Source organism: Sporosarcina sp. E16_3 (assembly GCF_017347125.1).
GTDB lineage: Bacteria > Bacillota > Bacilli > Bacillales_A > Planococcaceae > Sporosarcina.
The window spans coordinates 1-22,979 of record NZ_JADPRX010000031.1; the positions used below are offsets into that span (position 1 = coordinate 1).

Annotated in this window: 28 protein-coding genes, 1 other RNA gene and 1 riboswitch; of the genes, 5 read left to right on the plus strand and 24 right to left on the minus strand. The window is 39.8% G+C overall.

The annotated features are described in order from the left end of the window. The first annotated feature begins 718 nt into the window (after positions 1-718). Entirely contained in the window at positions 719-1,912 is a 1,194-nt protein-coding gene (locus tag I2483_RS15510) for an NAD(P)-dependent malic enzyme (protein ID WP_207278011.1), read from the plus strand. Positions 1,913-1,975: 63 nt separating this feature from the next. On the opposite strand, the gene I2483_RS15515 is transcribed toward I2483_RS15510, so the two are convergent. The 4 genes from I2483_RS15515 to I2483_RS15530 form a co-directional block, all read right to left on the minus strand. After that, positions 1,976-2,686: a YetF domain-containing protein gene (locus I2483_RS15515; protein ID WP_481886354.1), complete on the minus strand. Its 711-nt coding sequence runs from the start codon at positions 2,684-2,686 to the stop codon at positions 1,976-1,978. A 140-nt stretch (positions 2,687-2,826) separates the two neighbouring features. Then, positions 2,827-4,740, minus strand: a complete 1,914-nt coding sequence (locus I2483_RS15520; protein ID WP_207278053.1) for a PTS fructose transporter subunit IIABC — start codon at positions 4,738-4,740, stop codon at positions 2,827-2,829. After that, complete coding sequence (pfkB, locus tag I2483_RS15525) at positions 4,740-5,669, minus strand: 1-phosphofructokinase (protein WP_207278012.1); 930 nt, start codon at positions 5,667-5,669, stop codon at positions 4,740-4,742. Before pfkB ends, I2483_RS15520 begins: the two co-directional genes overlap by 1 nt. Further along, positions 5,666-6,418: a DeoR/GlpR family DNA-binding transcription regulator gene (locus tag I2483_RS15530; RefSeq protein ID WP_207278013.1), complete on the minus strand. Its 753-nt coding sequence runs from the start codon at positions 6,416-6,418 to the stop codon at positions 5,666-5,668. The genes pfkB and I2483_RS15530 overlap by 4 nt, the downstream gene beginning before the upstream one ends. Before the next feature lie 133 nt (positions 6,419-6,551). On the opposite strand from I2483_RS15530, the gene I2483_RS15535 reads away from it, so the two are divergent. Further along, a complete protein-coding gene (locus I2483_RS15535) occupies positions 6,552-6,818 on the plus strand; it encodes a phosphocarrier protein HPr (RefSeq protein WP_218624982.1) in 267 nt (88 codons plus the stop codon). A gap of 95 nt (positions 6,819-6,913) precedes the next feature. Here I2483_RS15535 and I2483_RS15540 read toward each other — a convergent pair whose 3' ends face one another. The 3 genes from I2483_RS15540 to metA all read right to left on the minus strand — a co-directional run bounded on the left by I2483_RS15540 (position 6,914) and on the right by metA (position 9,080). Continuing rightward, positions 6,914-7,171 (minus strand): PepSY domain-containing protein, encoded by a 258-nt coding sequence (locus I2483_RS15540; protein WP_207278014.1) that lies wholly within the window; start codon positions 7,169-7,171, stop codon positions 6,914-6,916. Positions 7,172-7,351: 180 nt separating this feature from the next. Further along, positions 7,352-8,110: a hypothetical protein gene (locus tag I2483_RS15545; RefSeq protein ID WP_207278015.1), complete on the minus strand. Its 759-nt coding sequence runs from the start codon at positions 8,108-8,110 to the stop codon at positions 7,352-7,354. Positions 8,111-8,171: 61 nt separating this feature from the next. Beyond that, positions 8,172-9,080 (minus strand): homoserine O-acetyltransferase MetA, encoded by a 909-nt coding sequence (metA, locus tag I2483_RS15550; protein WP_207278016.1) that lies wholly within the window; start codon positions 9,078-9,080, stop codon positions 8,172-8,174. Between the two features lie 101 nt (positions 9,081-9,181). Then, positions 9,182-9,289, minus strand: a riboswitch (SAM riboswitch). 183 nt (positions 9,290-9,472) lie between these two features. Here metA and I2483_RS15555 point away from each other — a divergent pair. Then, positions 9,473-9,652, plus strand: coding sequence for a hypothetical protein (locus I2483_RS15555; RefSeq protein WP_186673132.1), 180 nt, complete (start codon positions 9,473-9,475; stop codon positions 9,650-9,652). A gap of 172 nt (positions 9,653-9,824) precedes the next feature. Here I2483_RS15555 and I2483_RS15560 read toward each other — a convergent pair whose 3' ends face one another. The 17 genes from I2483_RS15560 to I2483_RS15640 form a co-directional block, all read right to left on the minus strand. Next, complete coding sequence (locus I2483_RS15560; protein WP_207278017.1) at positions 9,825-10,622, minus strand: PP2C family serine/threonine-protein phosphatase; 798 nt, start codon at positions 10,620-10,622, stop codon at positions 9,825-9,827. Next, on the minus strand, positions 10,619-11,374 hold the full coding sequence (locus I2483_RS15565) for an NUDIX hydrolase (RefSeq protein ID WP_207278018.1): 756 nt from the start codon (positions 11,372-11,374) through the stop codon (positions 10,619-10,621). Before I2483_RS15565 ends, I2483_RS15560 begins: the two co-directional genes overlap by 4 nt. A gap of 29 nt (positions 11,375-11,403) precedes the next feature. Then, positions 11,404-11,769, minus strand: a complete 366-nt coding sequence (locus I2483_RS15570) for a hypothetical protein (RefSeq protein ID WP_207278019.1) — start codon at positions 11,767-11,769, stop codon at positions 11,404-11,406. Between the two features lie 95 nt (positions 11,770-11,864). Next, on the minus strand, positions 11,865-12,515 hold the full coding sequence (locus tag I2483_RS15575) for an SIMPL domain-containing protein (RefSeq protein WP_207278020.1): 651 nt from the start codon (positions 12,513-12,515) through the stop codon (positions 11,865-11,867). An 80-nt stretch (positions 12,516-12,595) separates the two neighbouring features. Further along, a complete protein-coding gene (locus tag I2483_RS15580) occupies positions 12,596-13,411 on the minus strand; it encodes a DUF2785 domain-containing protein (protein ID WP_207278021.1) in 816 nt (271 codons plus the stop codon). Positions 13,412-13,430: 19 nt separating this feature from the next. After that, positions 13,431-13,994, minus strand: coding sequence for a nucleotidyltransferase family protein (locus I2483_RS15585; protein ID WP_207278022.1), 564 nt, complete (start codon positions 13,992-13,994; stop codon positions 13,431-13,433). Next, entirely contained in the window at positions 13,978-14,901 is a 924-nt protein-coding gene (locus tag I2483_RS15590) for a GNAT family N-acetyltransferase (protein WP_207278023.1), read from the minus strand. The genes I2483_RS15585 and I2483_RS15590 overlap by 17 nt, the downstream gene beginning before the upstream one ends. A 53-nt stretch (positions 14,902-14,954) precedes the next feature. Further along, a complete protein-coding gene (locus I2483_RS15595; protein ID WP_207278024.1) occupies positions 14,955-15,824 on the minus strand; it encodes a hypothetical protein in 870 nt (289 codons plus the stop codon). A 4-nt stretch (positions 15,825-15,828) separates the two neighbouring features. Then, complete coding sequence (locus tag I2483_RS15600; RefSeq protein WP_207278025.1) at positions 15,829-16,125, minus strand: DUF2087 domain-containing protein; 297 nt, start codon at positions 16,123-16,125, stop codon at positions 15,829-15,831. A 35-nt stretch (positions 16,126-16,160) separates the two neighbouring features. Beyond that, positions 16,161-17,114 carry an alpha/beta fold hydrolase gene (locus tag I2483_RS15605; protein WP_207278026.1) on the minus strand — a complete coding sequence of 318 codons (954 nt, stop codon included), beginning with the start codon at positions 17,112-17,114 and terminating at the stop codon, positions 16,161-16,163. 55 nt (positions 17,115-17,169) lie between these two features. Further along, positions 17,170-17,727, minus strand: coding sequence for a GNAT family N-acetyltransferase (locus tag I2483_RS15610; RefSeq protein WP_218624983.1), 558 nt, complete (start codon positions 17,725-17,727; stop codon positions 17,170-17,172). A 94-nt stretch (positions 17,728-17,821) separates the two neighbouring features. Continuing rightward, positions 17,822-18,340 carry a GNAT family N-acetyltransferase gene (locus tag I2483_RS15615; RefSeq protein ID WP_346267738.1) on the minus strand — a complete coding sequence of 173 codons (519 nt, stop codon included), beginning with the start codon at positions 18,338-18,340 and terminating at the stop codon, positions 17,822-17,824. A 106-nt stretch (positions 18,341-18,446) separates the two neighbouring features. Next, positions 18,447-18,986 (minus strand): Rossmann-fold NAD(P)-binding domain-containing protein, encoded by a 540-nt coding sequence (locus tag I2483_RS15620; protein WP_207278027.1) that lies wholly within the window; start codon positions 18,984-18,986, stop codon positions 18,447-18,449. Positions 18,987-18,990: 4 nt separating this feature from the next. Continuing rightward, on the minus strand, positions 18,991-19,560 hold the full coding sequence (locus tag I2483_RS15625; protein ID WP_207278028.1) for an NUDIX hydrolase: 570 nt from the start codon (positions 19,558-19,560) through the stop codon (positions 18,991-18,993). 143 nt (positions 19,561-19,703) lie between these two features. After that, positions 19,704-20,150 carry a GNAT family N-acetyltransferase gene (locus tag I2483_RS15630; protein ID WP_207278029.1) on the minus strand — a complete coding sequence of 149 codons (447 nt, stop codon included), beginning with the start codon at positions 20,148-20,150 and terminating at the stop codon, positions 19,704-19,706. A gap of 129 nt (positions 20,151-20,279) precedes the next feature. Then, a complete protein-coding gene (locus I2483_RS15635; protein ID WP_207278030.1) occupies positions 20,280-21,152 on the minus strand; it encodes a YitT family protein in 873 nt (290 codons plus the stop codon). A gap of 80 nt (positions 21,153-21,232) precedes the next feature. Beyond that, positions 21,233-21,712, minus strand: a complete 480-nt coding sequence (locus I2483_RS15640) for a metal-dependent hydrolase (protein ID WP_207278031.1) — start codon at positions 21,710-21,712, stop codon at positions 21,233-21,235. Between the two features lie 146 nt (positions 21,713-21,858). Between I2483_RS15640 and ssrS the strand changes: the two genes are divergently transcribed. Both ssrS and I2483_RS15650 read left to right on the plus strand, forming a co-directional pair. Then, positions 21,859-22,050, plus strand: a non-coding RNA gene (gene ssrS / locus I2483_RS15645) — 6S RNA. 74 nt (positions 22,051-22,124) lie between these two features. Next, on the plus strand, positions 22,125-22,682 hold the full coding sequence (locus tag I2483_RS15650; protein WP_207278057.1) for an SLOG family protein: 558 nt from the start codon (positions 22,125-22,127) through the stop codon (positions 22,680-22,682). Positions 22,683-22,979: the final 297 nt, after the last annotated feature.

A 22,979-nucleotide genomic window follows, 5' to 3' on the forward strand; every position in this document is an offset into this window, starting at 1 on the left:
CATCCTGTAGGCCCGCGGCAGGCATAAGGCGGGTAAAGGAAGGCAGTCTAAGTTCGCGACGTCGTGTCGCAACTACTGCATGACCTGCATCCTGCAGGCCCAAGCGGCGTTCTTTGCCGCAAGCCGGACCGACTTATGACCCAAGCCTCTAGGCGCTGGAGTCTAGACGTAATCAAAAGCGAAAGACGCCGTTTAGCCCCGACAAAGTAGGAGGGATGCAATTCAATCCCTCCCAGCTGGAGGAATTGATGGTAAAGGCGTTCTTTGCCTTTGTCATCAATTCTGAAGCGACTCGAGGGGCTGGCGCCTCCGAGCCTAGAAGTATCAAAAGCGCAAGCGCCAATGTCCTAAAAAAAGAAACGTACATCCGTATTAATGGATGTACGTTTCTTCAATACGTTCAATTTATACTTTTACACAACAAATCCTTTTTTGAATTTCATGACAGCTGGATAGATGATTAGTATATATGTTTTTACTCTCTTTACGCCCCGTTCTCCAATTTACCGAAGTCTGATAAATCCACCAATTCAATCACACTATTGAATTTTTATCGGAAAATATATTTTCAGTATAAACATTGTAACAAAGCTAATGTAAGCGCTGCAATTTCCAAGCATTTAAATTGTCCGGAATTTTCAGACTTGTGTTATTTTCGAGTTCATGGTAAAAACTTATAATAACAATTAAAAATTCGGAGTGGAATGGGGTATGGTTAATGACGAGTAGTTACAAGTCTTCTTTAGAAATGCATCGTATTCATACAGGGAAAATGGAAACAGTATCAAAGGTTCCACTTGAAAACAGTGTAGATCTCAGCCTAGCTTATTCTCCTGGGGTAGCTGATCCATGTTTAGAAATCGCAAAAAACCCCTATGCGGTATACGACTATACAATCAAAGGGAATCTAGTGGCAGTAATTACAGATGGTACTGCTGTGTTAGGATTAGGCGATATAGGACCCGAAGCAGCACTTCCCGTCATGGAAGGGAAAGCGATGCTGTTAAAGAGATACGCTAACATTGACTCGTTCCCAATCTGTCTTGGCACTAAAGATGTTGATATCATCGTGCAAACAATCAAAGCAATCAGCCCGACGTTTGGCGGGATCAATTTGGAAGACATATCTGCCCCGCGATGCTTCGAAATTGAACAAAGATTGCGTGAAGAGTGCAATATCCCCGTGTTCCATGATGATCAGCATGGTACCGCTATCGTTGTTGCCGCTGGATTATTAAATGCGTTGAAAGTTGTTGGAAAAAGTATGGATTCCATTAAAATAGCCGTTAATGGTGCCGGTGCTGCCGGAATTGCTATAGTGAAACATCTGAAGAATATTGGATTTAAGAAGATTGTCATCTGCGATTCAAAAGGTATTATTTACAAAGGCCGCCCGAATGGTATGAATCCTACTAAAGATGAAATCGCTGAAATTACAAATCCTTCTGGCTTAACAGGCTCGTTACAAGTTGCCATGACAGATGCCGACGTATTCATAGGTGTTTCCGCTGCCAATATATTGACGTTGGAACATATTGACTGCATGAGTAGCGATCCGATTGTCTTTGCTTTGGCAAATCCGGACCCCGAAATCGCACCCGCTTTGGCAAAAGCATATGGAGTTCGCGTCATTGCAACCGGCAGATCTGATTATCCCAATCAAGTCAACAATGTGCTTGCGTTTCCTGGTATTTTCCGGGGGGCACTGGATGTCCGAGCAACCGAAATAAATGAAAACATGAAACTGGCCGCAACTTACGCCATTGCATCATTGATTCAAGAATCCGAGTTACGCGATGATTATATTGTTCCTGATCCTTTTGATGAAAGAGTTGTTAAAGCCGTTACACAGGCGGTAAGTAAAGCTGCGATTGAGTCAGGCGTATCTGCTCTTATGTGTACTGTCCGATAATAGTAAATAACCCATTAAAAAGCGTCGCAGAAAAGTTCACTATCCTTTTCGCGACACTTTTCCTTATTTTTCACCATCAGCCTTCATATCTACATGAAGACTTCCATCTGTTTGGACTTCTGCAAAAAATATATTTTTGACATTTCCAATACCCTGCTTTTTCAATTGTTCGTACAACCATTCTTCCGTCAAATTTAGCTCCGTTAAATTCTTATCTGTAATTTTCCCTTCTGCTATTACTTCAGTCGGTATATATTTAGGCACCTGTGAAGGAGCATTTACATCTTTTTTCGTTGCAGCTTCTTGCCCTGCTTTTTTTAAGACACTTAACTGTCCGTTTGTTTCAAGTATCGCATAATGAACATCTTTGATTGAAAAAATACTTTGTTCGCGAAGCATCATACTTAAATCATTTAAATGGAGACGCAACTTTTTCAAAGAATCTTCAACTATTTTCCCTTCATATACAACGATAGTAGGCTGATCATCAAGAATGATTCGAGCCTTTTTCGATTTAAATGCAATGTAACTCATAAGCATCGTGAGGAATGCCCACCAAACCATTGCTACAAGTCCATCCAAAAGAGGGACTTTGGACACTCCTGCGATTTCCCCTGCAATGGAACCTATCGTGATACCGGTTACGTAATGAAAAAACGTCAGCTGAGAAATTTGTTTTTTCCCCATAAATCGCGCAAGTATAAGTAGGACAAAAAATGTAACCGTCGCCCTCAGTATCATTTCCCAAAAGTCCACTTCAAAAAAGTCTTCCAAGTTCACACCTCCGCTATAAAAGAAGTGTTCCACCATTCCTCATCGCCTATTCATATAGATGACTTAAATTTTATATTTAACAACAAAAGAAAGCTCTTCCAAAAGTAATGTCAGAATGACCTTTGGAAAAGCCTTCATTTTTAAATTGCTTGAATTTTGTTCTTCTTCAATACTCCTGCGAGTAAAGCCGTAACTAAAGCACCAGCGGCTATTGCCAATGCGTATAGTAACACTTTTCCAATTCCACCATCGACAAGTCCCATAACGAAAACGCCGCCATGTGGTGCACGTAAACCAATATCAAATAACATCGTAAGTCCACCAGCCAATGCAGCTCCCACTACAGATGCTGGGATGACACGTGCAGGGTCTGCCGCCGCAAACGGTATGACACCTTCCGTTATAAAGCAAGCTCCAAGGACGTAAGCCGTTTTCCCCGCTTCACGCTCTTGTTTTGTAAAACGTTTTTTAAACAATGTTGTTGCAATTGCCATCCCTAGTGGTGGCACCATTCCCGCTGCCATGACCGTCGCAATGAACCCAAAGTTCTGTGCATCGAGCATTGCAATACCAAATGTGTAAGCGGCTTTATTAATCGGACCTCCCATATCAATTGCCATCATTGCACCTAATAAAATACCCACTAGCACTTGGTTTGTTCCACCAAGCCCTTCCAAAAATGCTGACATCCCTGTGTATAATTTAGTTAATGGAGGATTGACCATCATCATGATTAGTCCAGTGATTGCGATGCTGAATACAGGGTAGAACAACACCGGTTTCAAGCCTTCAAGCGCATCAGGTAGTGCAGCAAACGCTTTTTTAACGAGAACTGTTACATACCCTGCTAGGAAACCGGCAATGATTCCACCTAGGAATCCAGAGCCGCCACTAACACCGTCCACACCTGTAACTGTGATGGCGATTAATCCACCGACCATACCAGGAGCAAATCCAGGACGGTCAGCGATACTCGACGCAATGAATCCTGCTAGCACAGGGACCATCAGGAAGAATGCATTTCCACCGCCGATTGTATTTAACATTGCAGCGAATGCATTGTAATCTGCACTATTCGGGTCACTTGAATTAATACCCCAGAAGAATGATAACGCAATTAAAATTCCACCACCGACAACAAATGGTAGCATGTTAGACACACCATTCATCAAGTGTTTATAAAACCCACTTTTGGTTTCGGATGTGTCATTATCATCTTTAGACTTTTCATGTTTGTAAATTGGTGCATCTTTGAGGATTGCACGATTCAGCAATTCTTCCGTTTCATATATCGCCTTTCCGACCTTAGTCTGTATGACCGGCTTTCCATTAAACCTAGCCATTTCCACTTTAGTATCTGCAGCAACGATGATGGCATCCGCTTCCGCTATGTCAGCATCTGTCAATCGATTTTTCACACCGGATGAGCCGTTCGTTTCCACTTTTAGTGAAATGCCCATTTCTTTCGCTTTATCAGTCAACTTTTGTGCCGCCATATAGGTATGTGCTATCCCCGTTGGACATGCAGTAACGGCAAGTATTTTCGATGTAGGCGAAAGAGTTGATTCTGATTCACTAATCTCTTCAGGTCCTTCCAACTCGATTTCCTTGTCATTCACCGCTCGTAGAATTTCAGTTTTTGACGTAGCACTTAGAACTTTCTCTCTAAAATTTGAATCCATCAAAAACGTAGCTAGTCTTGATAGCGCTTCCAAATGATCGTTGTTTGCGCCTTCGCTGGCTGCAATCATGAAAAACAGATGAGCCGGCTGACCGTCTAGCGATGCATAATCGATACCTGGTAAAGATCGTCCGAATGCGATTCCAGGCACCTTCACCGCAGCAGATTTCGCATGTGGAATTGCAATTCCATCACCGATTCCTGTTGTGCCCTGCTCTTCACGGGCCAAAATATCTTTTGTAAATGCCCCTTTATCACTCAAATTTCCTGCACGATCGAACTGATTGATCAGTTCCGTCAATATATCCTGTTTCGATGTCGCTTTCACGTCCAAAATAATTGTAGCTTCAGTCAATAACTGTGTGATTTTCATCATTTCACATCCCCTTCATCTAATGAACTGATCAACACTTGATCCAGCAATGCTAGTACATCTTCTTTCTCACAAAGATCCATTCTAAAAGCGGTTGCACTTCCGCTTGCAACACCCGTCCGGAATGCCTTGATCGGATCTGCCTCTTTCGTGAAGGATGCAAGAAACCCGGATACAAGTGAATCACCAGCCCCCACTGTATTCACAACTTTTCCTTTTGGCGCTTCCGCAAAAACTGCAACCTCTTTCGTAACCAGCAGCGCTCCTTCCCCGCCCATTGAAACGATGACATGTCCAACGCCTCTTTCAACAAGTTTCTTAGCGTAATGCTGTGCTTGCTGTTTGTTTACGATTACTGTATCGAACAATTCACCAAGCTCTTGCGCGTTAGGTTTAATAAGAAATGGATTCATGTCTATCAAGCCTTTTAACGCAGGGCCCGATGTATCTAGGACGAAACGGACACCATTGTCATTACAAATTGTTGCGATATCCTTGAAAAAGCTCTTCGCTATTGATTCAGGAAGACGACCCGCAAGAACGAACCAATCACCTTTTTTCATTTTCTGCACTTGCGCTATCAATTGCTGTTGCTGTCCTAGTGTTATATCAGGACCAGGTCCATTTAACTCAGTTTCTTCATCGGCTTTGATTTTCACATTGATACGCGTAATTTCTTCTGTTTGGATAAAGTCTGTATGAACCCCTTCTTGATGAAGAGATTGTTGAATATAATCACCTGTGAACCCGCCAACAAAACCTAAAGCGATGTTGTCAACCCCTAATCGTCGTAACAGACGGGACACGTTAATTCCTTTTCCTCCGGGATAGTAATATACTTCTTTAGAACGGTTCAGTTTACCGCTCCTGAATTCGGGTAAATAGGTAGTATAATCAAGCGAGGGTGTGATTGTGCACGTATAAATCATGATTTCCCCACCTTTAGTGTGGTCTTTTGTTCCAATAAGTTGATAGCTTGTTTTTCGAAATCACTTACAATTAATACGGCTTTATCGAGGGGCATAATAGTAGCGAAACTTACTTTGTTATATTTCGAATGATCCGCCACGACATATGTTTTTCTCGAGAGAGTAGCAGCAAGTCTTTTAACAGCGGCTTCTTCTGGATCCGGCGTTGTATATCCTATTTCCAGATGGAAACCGTTGACGCCCAGAAAGCATTTGTCAAACTGATAATCGCCAAGCGTTTGAATTGTTTGAGGTCCAACAAGTGCACGCGTGCGGGACTTTATATAGCCCCCCGTCAAGTAAGTCGTTATTTCGTGTTCCATCAATAAATCAACATGTGTCAATCCGTTCGTCACAACGGTCACTTTTTTATCCTTTAAATAAGGAATCATTTGTATTGTGGTAGTTCCTGCATCAAGAAAAATGCAATCCCCTTCCTGGACAAAAGAGGCGGCATAATTGGCAAGCTGAATCTTCTCTTGAAGGTTTTTGGAGGATTTATCGGAAATACTAAGCTCTTTTGTGATGCGCTCGCTTATAGTAGCGCCTCCATGGATACGATCCAATTTGTTAAGGTCTTCTAGATCATTCAAATCTCTGCGAATTGTCGACTCTGATGCGGATGTTGCATCAACCAACTCTTGGATTTTAACGGTCTTTTTTTCAGTCAATAAATGCAAAATTAATTCATATCGTTCATTTGTCAACATATGAACACCACCTCTAATTAGCTTTAAACTCATAATACTCTAAACAACCTTCACAATCAATCACAATCTTCCATAACCAATCAACAATTTTCATAATGTAAAAATTGATACTATTAATTAGGAGGAATACACAATGATAGAAAAGCAATATACAATTTTAGGAACTGCAGGTTTACATGCCCGTCCAACATCAACTCTCGTTAGTGCGGTCAGTTCTTTTACATCGGATATCACACTGGAATACGTAGGTAAAAAAGTGAATTTGAAATCCATTTTAGGTGTAATGTCACTTGGAGTAGCTTCAGGCACTACTATTACAATTGCGGCGGATGGTGAAGATGAAGCAGATGCCATTGCAAAAGTCGATGCAATTATGGAATCCGAAGGCCTTGGACAGTAATAACAACCACAAATCTTCATAATTTCCATGACATAAAAAAATGAAAGCCACGAATGGTATCCGTTACCATCCGTGGCTTTTCACATATTATTTTATTAATCTAGTTTCACTCTGAGGATTGCACCTGTATTCGCATCAATTTTCACTTCATACTTATAACCTTCTGCCGTTCTTACGTCAATTTCATATACTAACATTCCATCGTCGTAATCCAATTCCGCTTTTACGACCTGGCCTGGAACACGTTCCAATGCAATGGCCATCGCCTGATTGATTGTAATCCTTCGGTATTGTGGGTTCTGATAATGTTCATGCCAATGTTGATTTTGATTATGTCGATTTTGATTTGTCACCCAATCTCCTCCAATTCGATTATCCCGTTGTCCTTAAGATTCTATTCAAGGATCGGCGAATATCTGCTGAATCTCTGAACTTATAACTGAAAATACAATTAATCTGGCCTAAGTACATGATTTTCACTTTCGACTTGCTTAAAAGTGGTGATGTTTTTCATCATTAAATAGCCATCCCTTTTAATCAACGTTCTTCTCTGTTTCTTCCTGCTTTTGGCTCGCCATTAGACGCGTTGAAACTTGATCCGATCTAGTCAATAATTTGGATATATATGAAGACGTCATGTTATAGCTACCCTCTATTTTCTCTGATAAAAAGTGGGTTCGCTCGAATAGGACAAAGCGCAGATAATCCAGTTGCCTTATTATTTTCCCTAGCATCCCTTCTTGGTTGTCCAACCTACTAATCATGTCTTTTTGTACATCATTTTGTTTCAATATTTGCTCGGACAATAGCTTTTGGTAATCTAACTGTTCATTCATTTTGACCACAATTTCCTCATTTGCAGAAGTCAGTGTTTCCATACGATTTACAATTTCTTCATTTGTCTGGCTGACCTCATTCACTTTCTCGATGAATTCTTGATTTATTATTCGCTCATGCTTTAACGTACGTTGTAACATTTCGTTTTTTGTTTCTACTTTTTTTAATGATTCCATAACCTCAATACCAAATTTTTCATGTCGGATATCACTTTTCTTGATTTCATTCAAACGATTATGGATTGATTTCAATTGATTGGATTGTGAATTCTTCTGTTGCTTAAGTAAGGTTTCCATGATATTGAACTGATCGCCAACTGAGTGAGTCGCTTCGCTCTGTTCCTTCATCCATTCCGCTAATGGATCTATTTTGTAGTGTTCTTGATTCATCCCTAAAATGTCTACATTATTTTTAAAAACATCCGGGTGCCCATTTCTGTTTATAAACAACCCCATCCCTCATAACCCCCTTATCGTATTAGCTTATGCAATTCACGACAAAAGGGTCATTAAGTAGTTATTCCCATTCATAAGGTGTTTCTTGATACACATAATAATTAAGCCAGTTGGAGAAGAGCAGGTGGGTATGAGAGCGCCACGTATTCAATGGTTCTTTGCTTGGATCATCATTTGGAAAATAGTTTTCAGGGATATCAATGGCAACTCCTTTTTGCAAATCACGGGCATATTCTTCCGCCAGCGTATCCGCATCATATTCCAAATGACCTGTAATCATAATATGTTTATTGTCTTTAGAGATGACGATGAATGCCCCTGCATCCTCTGATTTGGCAAGTAAGTGTAGACGAGGTTCATTTTCGATTTCCTCTGTTGAAACGGATGTATAACGTGAATGTGGTGCTTTAAATTCATCATTAAAGCCACGCGCAAGATTAATCGTCGGATCGGATAGGCGATGCGTAAAAACGCCTGAACATTTTTTCGGCAATTCAAATTTCTCGATTCCATAATGGTGATAGAGTGCCGCTTGAGCACCCCAACAAATATGTAAAACAGAAGTTACATGTTCTTTTGACCATTCCATAATCTCCGTTATTTCTTTCCAGTAATTAACGTCTTCAAATTCCAAATGTTCTATTGGGGCACCCGTAATGATTAATCCGTCGAAACGACGATGTTTCACTTGTTCAAATGTCGTATAAAATGCATTTAAATGTGTTTTACTAACGTTTTTTGAATCATGAGTGGCCGTGTTCATAAACGTAATATTTACTTGTAGCGGTGTATTTCCTAATAGACGTAGTAGCTGCAACTCGGTTCTTTCTTTTTCAGGCATTAAATTTAAAATAGCGATGTTCATAGGACGTATATCTTGGGATGTTGCGCGTTCCTCATCCATCACGAATATTTTTTCCTTCTTTAATAGTTCCCCTGCTGGCAATTGTTTTGGTATGTTGATCGGCATCTGTCATCTCTCCCTTTTCGCTTTGGTTTGAATCTCATTATTCAACATAAAAAACCCACTTTTCTATAAAACAAGAAAAGAGGGTTTATTTTGGCTCTCTGTTCTTATCTCTCAAGAAAAAAATCTTGTTGGAGGTAGCACCTTCCTGACAATGTCAGAGGTTGCTGAAGCTTCATAGGGCCATATCCCTCAGCTTCTCTTGATAAGAATATTCAATTATTTACTATTATACTATTAAAACCACTATTGTAAACCGTCTTTTTTGATGATAATCACCGCAAGAAATATATTTATTTTAATTTTCCCGTTAATCCAACATGAAAGTTGCTGAATAATATTACTTTAGAAAGCCATATTAACGAGGCAATGAAAAAATGAAGGGAGTTGTTAGAATGGGAAGAGATGACAACAAAACTGGTGGAAATAACGCACGGTCATTACCACAAACGCCGAAAAACCAAAAAATAAAACCGGCTGACATGAAAGAAGAAATGGCCCGCGAGTTTGCTGAACTCCGTTCCCTGCAACCAAAACGCGAACGAATGAACGCAAATGAAAAGAAGAGAAAATGAATTCTTTTCTTAAGAAGATCTACTGAAAACCGCCATGTAAAAGATAAGACCTCGCATAAGTATCATTCTTGTGCGGGGAATTATTTATCCTTAGCCTATATCTGATATAAAGAGCTTTGATTTCATTTAACTCAGGTGATTTCAAATTCTTTTCCTTCTGCGATTTTCCCCTTCACCCAAAATGATTGCTCGGGATGCTGCCTTCCTTTTCTACTTCCACATTCCACGCAATAATTGTTGTACTGTCTCGTACATTCTGTCTTTCGATTTCCATCAACAGCTGCGAAATACCTTCATCAAGCTCTTTTTCATTCAGTGTAGCAACAAGATTTGACGGATCCGAAAAAGGTTCCCCCGGGCATTCCACTAAACCATCAGTCGACAATAAAATAAGGTTGTTCCCTCTTCTCAATTCCCTCGTCCCCGACGTGTAGCATGGTACTGCTTGCCCAAACGTATTCACTTGACCAATCCACTCAAAGAACTGCCTTTGATTGAGTTGAAATTGGTTCAGGGCTATCAGGTCCTGGTGTAATACATATGCTAGGCAATCTCCAACGGAAAACCACCATACATAATTAGCTTTCCTGACAATGATGAGACAAGCCGTTTCTCCTGTGACACGCCTGCATTTATCCAGAAATTTCTCGGATTGAAAAATTTTAAGTAGTATCACTTCCAAATATTTAAAATCCAGAGATTCCTTCATTTCTAAAATTTCTACAAAATCTTCTTTATGCTGTTCAATTGTGTCAATGACAAGTTTCGCACTTTCTGCACTTTTATGTGCATCCAAAATAGCTGCGAATTCCCAATCCCCATTTTGCCAAATAATGCAGCCATCTTCATTCTTGGTTTGTCCCGCTGAAGAATTACCTCCAAAACGACCAACCGCCACACGATTAACCCACCGAACATCCCGTTTATCGACAAAGTCCTCTTCACTTCCAACCCAAGAGAGATTATTCATGAGCGCTCAATCAGTCGATATGGTCTCACTTCATAACTTTCATAAGCAATCGGATCGTCATTTCGAGCATCATCCACTCTAGATGCAAATTGCGGGCGCTTTATCCAGTCTTCTACTTGTTCTTTATCAAAGTCAACAAATTGTGCGTCAATCGTTTCAGGAGGCTGCGCGGCCGGTACACCTGACATCGCTCTCCCCCGAAAAACCATGCAGATGACGCCCGACGTTACATTTTGATAAACGCCTGTCATATCACCGATTTCAGCGTGGATACCTGTTTCTTCTAGCACTTCCCGTTTAACCGCCTCTTTCAAGGTTTCACCAAGCTCAAGTCGCCCACCCGGCATTTCATATGTATCATTCCGGTGATTGTTCCGTACCAATAATACGTGTCCTTCCTCATTGACAATGTAGCCACTAACAGCAACGATTTGTTTAGATTGTTCGTAATCCCCCGTAGAAGTGAAAAATTCTTCGTTTGATGAAATAAATAATGGGGCTAATGATTTTCGATAGTTTTGAGCTTCGGCATGCATTTCCGATGCCCGAATGCCAATGTCAACTGTCTCGTAATGAGCCCTATTATCATATGACCACATTGCCATTATCTCCGTCTGTTCTTCATTGACCCACCGACCAACCAATTGCGCTCCATGCGTCAGCTGATTCGGAAGCAAATAGGTGTGAAAAAAGTGGGTAAACGTTTCGTACATCGCCGGTTCTATCGTGTACGTTTTTCTGCGATACAACATTCAATAATTCCCCCTATACGAATAAATTTTCAGCGAGCCTTTTTCAATAACCAAACTAGGCCTAGCGTAAATACAGCAACTAGGGTTAAAGTGAATTTGAAGTCTATTATTGGTCTGAACTTCACATTTTCCGCATCAATCTCGTAGACACCTAAAGGTTTGACGGAGATATGCCCCCCGCCTCCCTCACCTTGTGCAACTGAAGAACCACCTGTTTCACCAGAATATCCCCCACCCCCACCAACAACATAATTGATTTTTGCTACCGGAAGGACTTTTTTGTTTTCAATACTAATCGGTTCACCATAAATCAACGATACGTCTTGTTGCCGTGAAAACTTGTCAAATATCCGCGCAATAGGTGATTGGTAACTAGAAGGTTTTTTAGTTCCCATGACTTCCTCACTCCTTAAACTTTTAGTCAGTATTCGTTTTGATGTCGATTTTTTTGTCAGCGTAAAATGATATCCATCTATTTTACGCTGATATTTTAATACTGAAATTGCACTTTAACCGTAGCGCTAATCGTAATCTGTCCCTGTTCAATCGGTGTGGAGCCAGTCATTTCCTTCGCTGCAAATGTTCGATACGCAACGGGTTCTGCTCTTAATTCCTCAACGATTTTAATTGGATGGGGATCAAGTTGCAGCTGCATTGTCCCAGCAATTGTTTGCGCTTTGGCTAAAGCATTTTTTAGTGCAAGGCTCAATGCTTTTTGATAGTCCAAATGTTCATTTTCAACCTTGAACTGAATATTTGATACCCTATTTGCCCCATTCTGGACAGCCACATCTATAACATTTCCAACTTGATCAATATCTGTGATTTTTACTGTAATCGCATTCGTAACTTCGTATCCTCTAAATACTTGTTCGCCTTCAATATAGTTGTATTGGGGAACTATAGTGTAAGAAACCGTTTGTATATTCTCTCTGTCAATTCCCAATTTCAGTAACGAATCGATAACCTGATTCATTTCATAAGCATTTTCTTTTTGTGCATGATTAAGCTGTTTGTTTTCCGTACTGACTTCCAACTGGATTTGAGCAATATCCGGTGTTATTTTAAGACTCCCGATTCCAGTAACTGTCATAACTCGCTGTTGCCGACAGGTCATTTGTTGGGCATAAGGATAATACATATGTCTCCACCTTTCCTGAGTATCATTATGCTACCTTAGATAGTATGCTGATTGTCTCGAAAAGATAATTGCGGTGGCACTTAACGAAGATACATCCATTTTTCGAGAACTTCAAAAACGTCGCTGTTTACTTTCTTGCCGATTCCCTTCGAACTCAAAATCACATGAACTGATTTCAAAAAGTTCTTTACTGTTCTTTTAAAATGATAAGCTTCCAGTGATCCTTTATTTTCATCCATTTGAGTTTCGACCATTCCAGTCATCTCCTCAATCCATACTCGTATATCCGCTTCATTATCTTGATGCTTTATTAATGATGCTATTATTATAGCTAAGCGTTCCTCCTCTTCATCCAAATAATCCACTTGCCTGAACAAGGAATGTTGAACTGCATGCAGAATTCGACTGATATCCTCTTTTTTTAGTAAGGAATGTTTCGCCAAGGCGTCCAAAGCATCAGCACCATGTGCAATAGCATGCGCCCACCCTTTCCCATCGACAAAACCTCTAGTGTCTTTTTCTTCCATCATATAGTTTATAACCTTATTCGCTACATGCAGAACAAGATCAGGATTCACTACTTTTTTCTCGATATCATGTTCAATAATCGCAGCAATGACGAGTGCAGAGAAAGAACGTGTAAAAACCGAATCGGTTCCAGAATCGCCAATTCGGTAAAATAGGTAGTCTTCCTGTACGACCGCTTCAAGTAAAGCCTGAAGTTCTTCCGGATTTAATTGATTGGAAACAATCATTTTTCCAAAGCTTTGATAGATTAACCTGTCACGCAAATAACTATCTGGATTTCCGATTTGCTTCAACATCTCTTGCCTAACTTCCTTTGACAGCTTTGTTATTCTATTATCGAGATAACTTTCTAAAGTTGTTGCTAGCATCACTATTCCCCCTATGCAATCAAATAATTTCAACCTTGTTCCATACAGCTCGCCAATTCTTATCCCTAATTCTTTCATCATAAATCTTCATCTGTTCTTTCTGCCCATAGAAAGAAGGGGTAGGTTTTACTCTCAAATTAACAACGTCATGTATACCATGAGGCGCTGTTAATATGACATTGTTTCTTTCATCCAATTTCACTCCTAAAGCTGTTGCTGTTTCAGGAAAACTTGATATCGCATCAATAGACGAGGTATAGGGTGAAACATTATTAACACTATGCATTCTTGCCTGATTCTTGACCGACCAAGGGATTGCAGGTAGAAGCCTTTTCAATGCTTCCTCGTATTCCTTTTCCAAACTCTTTTCCATATTAGTTCGATCATAATAGATTACGTCAATATCTTGAATCCTCGTCCTTTCGTCGAAACCGTGTTGTACGTCCCAAATTTTAGATCGAATAAATCCGGCGCAGATCCACCAATCGGGTAAATTCAGTGATTGAGCGCATTTCAATAGCCCCATCATCCATTTGTCTTCTTGAATCGATGCAATAATATCCTCTTCATTTTTTATTATCATGAAATACTTCCTCGAATCCTGGGAATGTGGTTTGGAAATGTATAAGTTCATGCCTCATTTTGAATCCGGCAGCTAGATATAGTTTAAGGGCACTCTCATTTTCTTTTTCCACACATAATGAAATTTTCTCTATTTCATTAAACGAGAAAAGATTAACTAATGCGAATTTCATTAACTTTGCACCAACACCTTGTTTTCTATTTTGAATAGAAACAGCAATATATTCAATCGAGCCCTCATTATGTTGTGGTTGAGCCTCTATATAGACATATCCCTTAATGCACTGGTCGCCACTTGTCATTATGAATAACTGATTCATATCATTCTGACGACTAAGAATTTCTTGCGCGCTATAATACGTACTAGGAAATTCAGCCTCATGAAGAGCAGAGAAAGTTTGTTCATACGGTGGGCTATATTTTTCTAATTCATCAACATCAACTTCCCCAAGTTCGTCGCGGCGGGCTAGTAAAATTGCATGATGACCTTTTTCAACTCCACCGTGTTTCAATACAAATTCTTTTCCACGTGAATTTTTCTTATTCAGAAAAAAACTAATATGTTTTAGCTGAATTGAAGAATAGGAGATCACTGCTGCCAAAAGCTCGTCAATAACATTTGGATCATCTATTTTATCGTCAATAAAAGGTCCCCATACTTCCGCACTAAATTCAGCTTTATCAATATCCACCCCTACGGCGCCGACAATACATCCTTTTTCATAGGCAACTGCAAAGGACTGAGACAAATCTAAATCCGAGAAGTCATGAAGAAGGGTTTGATAGATTTCCTCTTCTGCTTCACCACAATAGCCGACGTGGCTACTTGAAATTTTATTCATTTTTTCTAAAAAAACTGCGAGATCTCTTATGTCACTTGGTGGAGTAATTGTGATGGTAGTGGTCATGCTTTTCATCCTAACTTTGATTAATGGAAAAACTGTTAAAGTTGTCGAGTAGTTTATGTTTGTACGTACGCATACCAGGTCTCCGACACATCATAGGATAGCGACTTCACAATATGCAGTGAATAGGGACATGTTGAGTCCACTTCTTTTTCGATGTACGTAATTTTTTGTTCATTCGCATCGCGAAGTTGTTTATCCAAAACGAGATTCAATAGAGTCATTTCATCGCTATTGACTACGCCAATCCAACCCAACTCCCAACTGTTTTCTTCACTCTCATACATCAAACTGAAAGCAATTATACTATCTCCGTTTACTACAACATAACTACTTGAGCCGATAAGATCATCAAGAATAACTTTTTCCCAACTTAAATTGGACAAATCAGCAACTGGATTATCTACATGAGTCTCTGTATATGTTTTTTTGCATATCTCAATTAAGCTGGACAGTAAATGCGGGTTATGTAGAATCTGCTCAACGGTTTTAACCTCTTTATCGCTATCAACTTTTACAGAAGAGAATCTTCCAGGATCGATATTAACCACATCTGTTTTTCTAATTAATTGGAAATGCTTTTGCGCCAGTAATTCAGCTAAACGACTAAAACGATCGTCGATCAAAAAAAATAATGGTTTCTTAACTTCATCTTTCAGGAACTCAATAATGAACTGAATTGCTCTTTCATCAACACAATTGAAATCATAGGCAAGACGTACATAAACGCAGTGAGGATGCCAAATCGAACAGTGAGTAGAAGCGGCGACCTTCATTCCATTTACATTTTCGATTGAATAAATCCCCTCATTCATATGACTTTCCATACTCGTACAAAAAAGCTGGATCAAATCGTTATGCTCACCAAAGACCTTTTCAACGAACAAACTAACATCTTTCCGTACCATGTTTCTATGTATTTGCATGTGATCAACCTTCAATCCAGTACTGCCTGCCGTCATAACTTCGAGTCATGAAACGGTAATCTATCAGAAATCGTCTTACTGTGGAAAATTCAGGATAAATCGTCGCCAAAAGGTCATTTATTTCTTTTTCCACATACATTCTATCTACTTCAAATTGTTTAATTATTTCTTGGGCAATAATGTACTTTCTTTTTTCTTTACTCGGAAATACGTCAAGTGGTCCTTGTATACCTTGTTTGAAGTAATTTCCCAATACTTTTTCCCATTCTATATCCGTGATTGTAAATCGTTCACCCAACATAATCATTCCTTCCAAATTAAATAACTTGCCTAATCTTAACGCATGAGAAATGTTTCAATCTCATTTGCAATAAGTTCAGGTTCCCACACATGAACATAATGTCCGACATTCAAATATAAAAACTGACCACGGTCAAGTTGACCAATATAATCAGAGAGCATCTCCCGCCAATTCGGTATCCCGATTTCATTTCCATCTGAGATGAAGAAATACATTGGAACTTCAAAAGGTATCTCAGCTTGGTCGACTTTTTCAGCGTTCGCCTGGACTTGTTTCACTTCTTCAAGCATGTTGGAAGTGAGCGTCCTCCGATAGAAAAGCGAACGATACATCGTAATATCCTCCGCTGTCAAATAGCCTGATTCAATAGCTGAAGAACTATTGACGATAAAAGGAACCAACCTAATCATCCCGGTGCGAGCGAAAGCTGTGGCTGCTAGTATTGAAGGTAACGAAGGAAGTGGCAAGACTTCGTAAATAGCTGGAATCGCGGGGTCAAGGCCGATAATCGCCTCTACTTCTTCCGGGTACTTTTGTGTCCATCGGATGGCTTCCAATCCTGACATTGAATGAGCGGCCAAAACGTACGGTGGTTGAACACCCGCAAGCTGAAGCGCAGTTCTGTTTTCTTCAAGAACGATATCAATCTCCCTTGATACATCCGCTGTATCGCTCCAACCATATCCGGCTTTTTCCACGACCGCAATTGTATACGTAGGAGATAGTTCCGACCAAAGCGGCTTGAAATCCAATGTAGGCGCACTCGTCCCAGCACCCGAAAGGAATACAATCGTTTGCACTCCGTCTCCTTCTGTGTAAACATGTATTTGATGACCATCCACGTCAACAAGTACTCCTGGCGCTGGAGTTGAGGCAATTTCTTTTTTCAAAACAGTCGAATGATAAACCCAAGAGCCCGAAATGATGACAACAAAAAGAATGATAATTGAAAGAACAATAATCTTGAAAATTCTTTTCATCTTCCGCATTTTCACATTCCATTCCTAAGTGAATTCCATTCGTAATGAACAAATGGTTATACAACTATAAATAAGTAGCTATATCATCCCATCCATATGCAACTTCACTTAACTTCTTGCCTTCAATTTCGATTTCATCAGTGTCAATTTTCTTTCCACCAAGCGTTTCATAGAAACGGCAAGCTGGGTTCTCATCTATCGCCCATATGAGCATCGAGTTAAAATTCTTATCTATTAAGTCATCCACAACAGACTGGACAAGTAATCGCCCAATTCCTTTACCTTGGGATTCTTTCAAGATATAAATCGCATATAATTCCCCTGTATATGCTTCGTATTTCCCGGTACGTTCTTTGCCACCTGTAGAAAATCCTACCACTTGACCATGCTCATTTTCTGCTATGTATACGTTATTCTCTTTTATACCCTTTTTCCAGGTAAGCTCGCGCTGCCCGTAGGAAAGGTTATCTAAAAAAGTATTCGGCACAATTCCTTTGTATGTGGTCCTCCAACTATCCACGTGGACTTTCGCAATTCCTTTTACATCCTCTACCTCTGCTTTTCGAATTAATATCTCAATCACTCCTTTAATCGTTGTAAAAAGACTGAAATAACGGGTCAAAATGAGGCGTCGTCATATCCTTAAATTTCAAACAACCTCCTCTCGAAATGTTTTCTAGGTCGTGCTTCATAAAGAAACAATCTTTATATAGTTATTATTTATAATCGGATATATCATCCCATCCGTATGCGATTTCTCTTAATTTCTTACCCCCAATTTCAATTTCCCGAGTACCAATTTTCTTTCCACCTAATAATTCATAAAATTGGCAAGCAGGATTTTCTTCTATGACCCAAATGAGCATTGAAAATAACTTCTTTTTCTTTAAATCGTCAACTACTGATTTGACCAGTAATCGCCCAATTCCTGTTCCCTGGTGTTCTTTCAAAATGAAAATTGAATATAATTCACCTGGAAATGCTTCATAGTTACCGGTACGTTCTTTTCCGCCTACTGAAAATCCAATTACATGACCATTTTCATCTTCTGCTATGTATAGATTATTCTCCATTACTGCACGCTTCCAAATAGGCTCCCGTTTATCGTATGAAAGGCCTTCCAAAAAATCATCCGGCACAATCCCTTTGAACGTCGTCCTCCAACTATCCACTTGGACTTTCGCTATACCTGCCGCATCCTCTACCTCTGCTTTTCGTATTAATATCTCAAACACCCCTTCCTATCACTCGCTTCAAAATCATACCTACTTCCGTATTTTCGTTTCAGCATCAACGCACTCACTTTATATTAATTTCAACGTACAAATTGCTATGAAAAAGTTATCTCGGCCGTGCCTTATATGGATGGATTTGACCTATTATCCTTACCTCTTCATTTGTCTCAATTTGTTTAATAACTCCATTCGCAATCTCATCAAGTGTGAGCCAGCGTGAACCACTCTCTTCTTTTACAAATCCTAAAAAGACTTTTCGGTAGCTGCACAGACTAGGAATCCGGATTGGTTCGTCTTGGAAATACCGCCCGCTTCCCTTTACATGGACTAAACGAAACGGCGATTTTCCAGGATTCATTTCACAAATCCGCTCAAGCATACTGTAATTTGGTGTCCAACTGATAATAAGATCAAACGGACCGCGTTCTCGAATCGCTTTATTAATTTCGACATATACATCATCTGTGTCGTAATCAGTCGTAAGTGGAAATATAGAATTTGGTGGACTCTCTACTATCAATCGTTTAAACTTCGACAATGTACGCCCAATGACAGAAACAGAATAGTCTTCACGTGCAAGATGAATACACACTCCCGCAAGCATCCCCGTACCACCAATGACTAGTGCATGATCATTACGTTTCATTCACTCACCTCTTTTCTGAAGACAAGACAAATGAATTATTCAACAGATCTTTAGCCATATAATAGGCACTAACTGAAAAAAGTTGAGTTATTTGTTGTCCGCGGATCATCTCATCTATTTCATCTAAAGGAATGAGTTTCACTTCTATTTCTTCCGTTTCGTCCAATTCCTGATCATATTCTTTGAAAGCATCTACTATTAGAAAGGTGACAACCCTATTTGTTTGAGTAGCCGGATTTACCATGAATTCACCTAGTTTTATCGGTTTCGTCGTCGAAATAAAACCCGTCTCTTCTCGTAACTCCCTCAAAATCCCCTCCTCATATGACTCTCCCTCTTCAATTTTCCCAGCAGGAATTTCTAAATAAAATCCTTGACCAGGATGACGGTACTGTTCCACGAATACGACCCGATTATCTTTCGTTAGTACAACTGCATTTACCCAATCCTCATACTCGTGGACAAAATAATCTTCAATGATTGACCCGTTCGGAAGCTGACACGTGTCTTTCCTCAAGTTTCCAAAAGGAGTCTTAAAGTGATATTCTGACTTAATCGTTTTCCATTTCTCCATAAAAAAACCTCAATTCTTTTGTGACATAGCAATGCTATATTTCGTAATAAAAACAATACAAAGTTAACCAGGCATAGATATGATCCGGAATCATTTCTGCACCTGGTATTGAATTTATTCGAGTAGACTACGGAGTATCCCTATTACAACTTCATTAAATGTGTCGTCTCAGAAGCAGAGTCATCCAATTCGAATCCATTGGCCCTATAAAAAGCATCTGCTTTTGAAGATTCTGTCCGCACTGTTACTTCTTTGAATGCATCGCGTGAATGGTCAACAATTTCCTTCAGTAAAAGTGAGCCTACACCTTGCCGCCTGGCATCATCTAAAACGTAAAACCGCTGCAAACGTGCAACTTGTGTATCTTCGGAAAAAGGTGATTGGTTTACCCCACCGATCGCTACTACCTCACCGTCTTCATTTTGAACAGCTAACAGTGCTTCACCCGGTTTGTTGAACGTATTTGTTCCATCCTCATAATCATTGACTAGTCGTGTTAAAAATCGGTACCCCTCCGTTTCGCTTTCTTTCACTAAATGAGAGATATCAATTGCCTTTAAATCCTCAACTTGCTCCACTTTGTACGTCATTTCTATTCCTCCTATCAATCAAATGATTGCAACATACAGTCTATTTCGACAAATCAGGTAAAAAAACCTTTATAATTATTAAAAATGACCTGTATGCGAAAGTTTCCGCAACAGGTCATTTTTTCGATTTCATTTCACATCGTCTTCATCATATTGCGCCCTAGAAAAGCCGCGACCGAGTATCTCCGATGCATTTAAGAAGATTACAAATGAGGTCGGTTCTTGTGTTTGAAGTAATTTCTTAAAGTAAACAGCTTCCGATTGTTCAACGACACATAAAATCATTGTTTTTTCTTGATTGGAGTAACCGCCTATGGTTTTAATTTTTGTTAATCCGCGATTGATATCGTTGTTAATAATACTTTGAACTTTCTCTTCTTTATCCGTAATGATGAGAACCAATTTGGTCGGCGACGTTTGCAACTGAACAAAATCGATTACTTTGCTCGTAACATAAATCGCCATCATTGCGTAAAGCGCAAGTTCAAAATTGAAGACGAATGCTGATGTAACCACAACTAGTCCATCTACGAGCAATTGCGAAAAACCACTCGAAAGACCCGTGTATTTCTTGACCAATTGAGCGATTAAAGCAGTACCGCCCGTAGAGCCGTTTGCCCTGTATACAATGCCGAGTCCGACACCCAGCATGATCCCGCCGTAAATAGCGCTTAACAATGGATTGTCTACGGAAAGCTTTATGTCAGTCGTGAGCCAGATGACAAACGGAACAAAGAACGTCCCAACAAGCGTTTTCATACTGAATTCCTTGCCGACAAGCAAGACCCCTAGTATTATTAACGGAATATTAATGAGCCACTGAACGTAAGCCGGATTGAATTGGAAAAGTTCATATAGTATTGTACTAATCCCTGAAACGCCGCCCGCCGCTAGCCTGGAAGGTAACAGGAAAATATTAAAGGCTAGACCAACGAGTGCAGCACCAAAGATGATTTGAATATATTCAAATAAGATCGTTTTTCTAAACTTTTGTATTGCCATTTTTCACGCCCCCCTTTCACCCTTTCCATTCTAACAAAAAGCGGGCTATGACATCGTTTTATTTTCGAAAACGACTTAAATTATAGATAATAACTGAATGCTTCATAGCCAAAATAGAATGATAAAAGCGCTAGAACACTGAACACCGCGCTTTCTACCTTGCTTCCGGTTCTTGTCGTCAACGGAAAGCGTACTGTCATGCTAAGTGGGAAAAGCAGTTTAATACCATTTTTCGTTGCCATGTCTAATATGTAATGACTCACCATTCCCGCTAAAACCCCTGCCTTCACAGCCTCATTCGGAATAAATGAATTCAGTAACGTGGCGATGATCACTAAGAACAACAAACTATGTGTAAATGTACGATGTCCAAATAGCATACTGATGAGTTTTGATAACAGCTTAAATTTCCGTCCAATTTTACTGCCTGTATGACAAATGTCAGGAAGTAACGCGCCTACTATCCCTGCCCCAAGCATTATAATCGGATCATAATTTGTAATTTGTGCATAAGCAAGACTTGCTGCAATGCCTCCTACGATGTGTGTTTTCCCTGTCATGCTTATCCTCCTTTTATCAGCTATATTCTTTACTATACTAGTATAAGCGTTGTTGCGTTTCCTAGCACGGAAACATTTCGGCTGGTTCACAATAGATTTCCAACTATTTCATTTGAAAATACAAAGCGGATGATGTACACTATATTTACAAGCTGCGTTGTGCGTATAAATATTAAGTTTTAACCCTTAAGCTGTAATCGGGAGTTTTACCTAGAAACAGGAATGGCATACCCAGTTCTTTCGATAACTGGGACATACAGGATTGTTTCTGCGAACACCCACTTGGAGAAGTGGTGGTTTAAAACTTTCTAAGACCATACGGCAAAGGCGGCTGTTATTTTAATAATTTAAACAAAACTGGTTTCCATTGGAAGCTGGTTTTTTTATTATAAATTCGAAGGGGGCGGACAACATTCTCAAACGATTGGTGGTCACGGGTTATAAACCCCATGAACTCGGCATATTCGATGACAAGCATCCTGGCGTCCGATTTATAAAGAAGGCATTAGAAAAACGGCTCGTAGCCTTACTCGACGATGGGTTGGAGTGGGTAATTATTAGCGGGCAACTAGGAATCGAAGCATGGGCAGCCGAGGTCGTTATTGATTTGAAAAAAGAATATACAGATTTGAAATATGCCGTTATTACTCCTTTTACAGACCAAGAGAAAAATTGGAACGATATGAAAAAGGAAAAGTATCATACCCTCATCGCTAAAGCAGACTATCATACGAGTCTTACGAAAAGGCCCTATGAAGCTCCATGGCAATTTATTGAAAAAGATAAATTTTTCATGCGTAATTCTGATGGAATACTCATTGTCTATGATGAAGAAAATGATGGTTCACCAAAGTTCGTGAAGAAGGCAGCCGAAAAGTATGCGGAACGTTCCGATTATCAAGTCCTAACAATTAGCGCGGACGACTTGCAAGTGATTGCGGAAGAAGAACAAATGGACGAATGGCAATGAGGATTCCGATTCCTTGACACTTTATGCACTACATGGTATGATAGTTCCGTTAACAATAAGGTAATGCTTAAGATTTGAATATCTGGCATTCTACGTACTGTTTTTGAGAATACTTATTCACACTGGCGCGACTAAAGGGTCGCAAGGACGTAAAAGTAGGCAGGGTTTACGTTGCTTAAGTTAGAAAGCACCCAGTGGAACAATGACCGCGGCTCTGAAAGCTTATCCTTTCTATGGAAATTATTCCCCGAATTATCGGGATGAAAAATTAAATTCAAAAGTATAGTGTTACCTGAC

Coding starts and splice junctions, on each gene's coding strand:
- I2483_RS15510 (WP_207278011.1), top strand. CDS start 719: ATGACGAGTAGTTACAAGTCTTCTTTAGAAATGCATCGTATTCATACA.
- I2483_RS15520 (WP_207278053.1), bottom strand. CDS start 4,740: ATGAAAATCACACAGTTATTGACTGAAGCTACAATTATTTTGGACGTG.
- pfkB (WP_207278012.1), bottom strand. CDS start 5,669: ATGATTTATACGTGCACAATCACACCCTCGCTTGATTATACTACCTAT.
- I2483_RS15530 (WP_207278013.1), bottom strand. CDS start 6,418: ATGTTGACAAATGAACGATATGAATTAATTTTGCATTTATTGACTGAA.
- I2483_RS15535 (WP_218624982.1), top strand. CDS start 6,552: ATGATAGAAAAGCAATATACAATTTTAGGAACTGCAGGTTTACATGCC.
- I2483_RS15545 (WP_207278015.1), bottom strand. CDS start 8,110: ATGGGGTTGTTTATAAACAGAAATGGGCACCCGGATGTTTTTAAAAAT.
- metA (WP_207278016.1), bottom strand. CDS start 9,080: ATGCCGATCAACATACCAAAACAATTGCCAGCAGGGGAACTATTAAAG.
- I2483_RS15555 (WP_186673132.1), top strand. CDS start 9,473: ATGGGAAGAGATGACAACAAAACTGGTGGAAATAACGCACGGTCATTA.
- I2483_RS15560 (WP_207278017.1), bottom strand. CDS start 10,622: ATGAATAATCTCTCTTGGGTTGGAAGTGAAGAGGACTTTGTCGATAAA.
- I2483_RS15565 (WP_207278018.1), bottom strand. CDS start 11,374: ATGTTGTATCGCAGAAAAACGTACACGATAGAACCGGCGATGTACGAA.
- I2483_RS15570 (WP_207278019.1), bottom strand. CDS start 11,769: ATGGGAACTAAAAAACCTTCTAGTTACCAATCACCTATTGCGCGGATA.
- I2483_RS15575 (WP_207278020.1), bottom strand. CDS start 12,515: ATGTATTATCCTTATGCCCAACAAATGACCTGTCGGCAACAGCGAGTT.
- I2483_RS15580 (WP_207278021.1), bottom strand. CDS start 13,411: ATGCTAGCAACAACTTTAGAAAGTTATCTCGATAATAGAATAACAAAG.
- I2483_RS15585 (WP_207278022.1), bottom strand. CDS start 13,994: ATGATAATAAAAAATGAAGAGGATATTATTGCATCGATTCAAGAAGAC.
- I2483_RS15590 (WP_207278023.1), bottom strand. CDS start 14,901: ATGACCACTACCATCACAATTACTCCACCAAGTGACATAAGAGATCTC.
- I2483_RS15595 (WP_207278024.1), bottom strand. CDS start 15,824: ATGCAAATACATAGAAACATGGTACGGAAAGATGTTAGTTTGTTCGTT.
- I2483_RS15600 (WP_207278025.1), bottom strand. CDS start 16,125: ATGTTGGGTGAACGATTTACAATCACGGATATAGAATGGGAAAAAGTA.
- I2483_RS15605 (WP_207278026.1), bottom strand. CDS start 17,114: ATGCGGAAGATGAAAAGAATTTTCAAGATTATTGTTCTTTCAATTATC.
- I2483_RS15620 (WP_207278027.1), bottom strand. CDS start 18,986: ATGAAACGTAATGATCATGCACTAGTCATTGGTGGTACGGGGATGCTT.
- I2483_RS15625 (WP_207278028.1), bottom strand. CDS start 19,560: ATGGAGAAATGGAAAACGATTAAGTCAGAATATCACTTTAAGACTCCT.
- I2483_RS15630 (WP_207278029.1), bottom strand. CDS start 20,150: ATGACGTACAAAGTGGAGCAAGTTGAGGATTTAAAGGCAATTGATATC.
- I2483_RS15635 (WP_207278030.1), bottom strand. CDS start 21,152: ATGGCAATACAAAAGTTTAGAAAAACGATCTTATTTGAATATATTCAA.
- I2483_RS15640 (WP_207278031.1), bottom strand. CDS start 21,712: ATGACAGGGAAAACACACATCGTAGGAGGCATTGCAGCAAGTCTTGCT.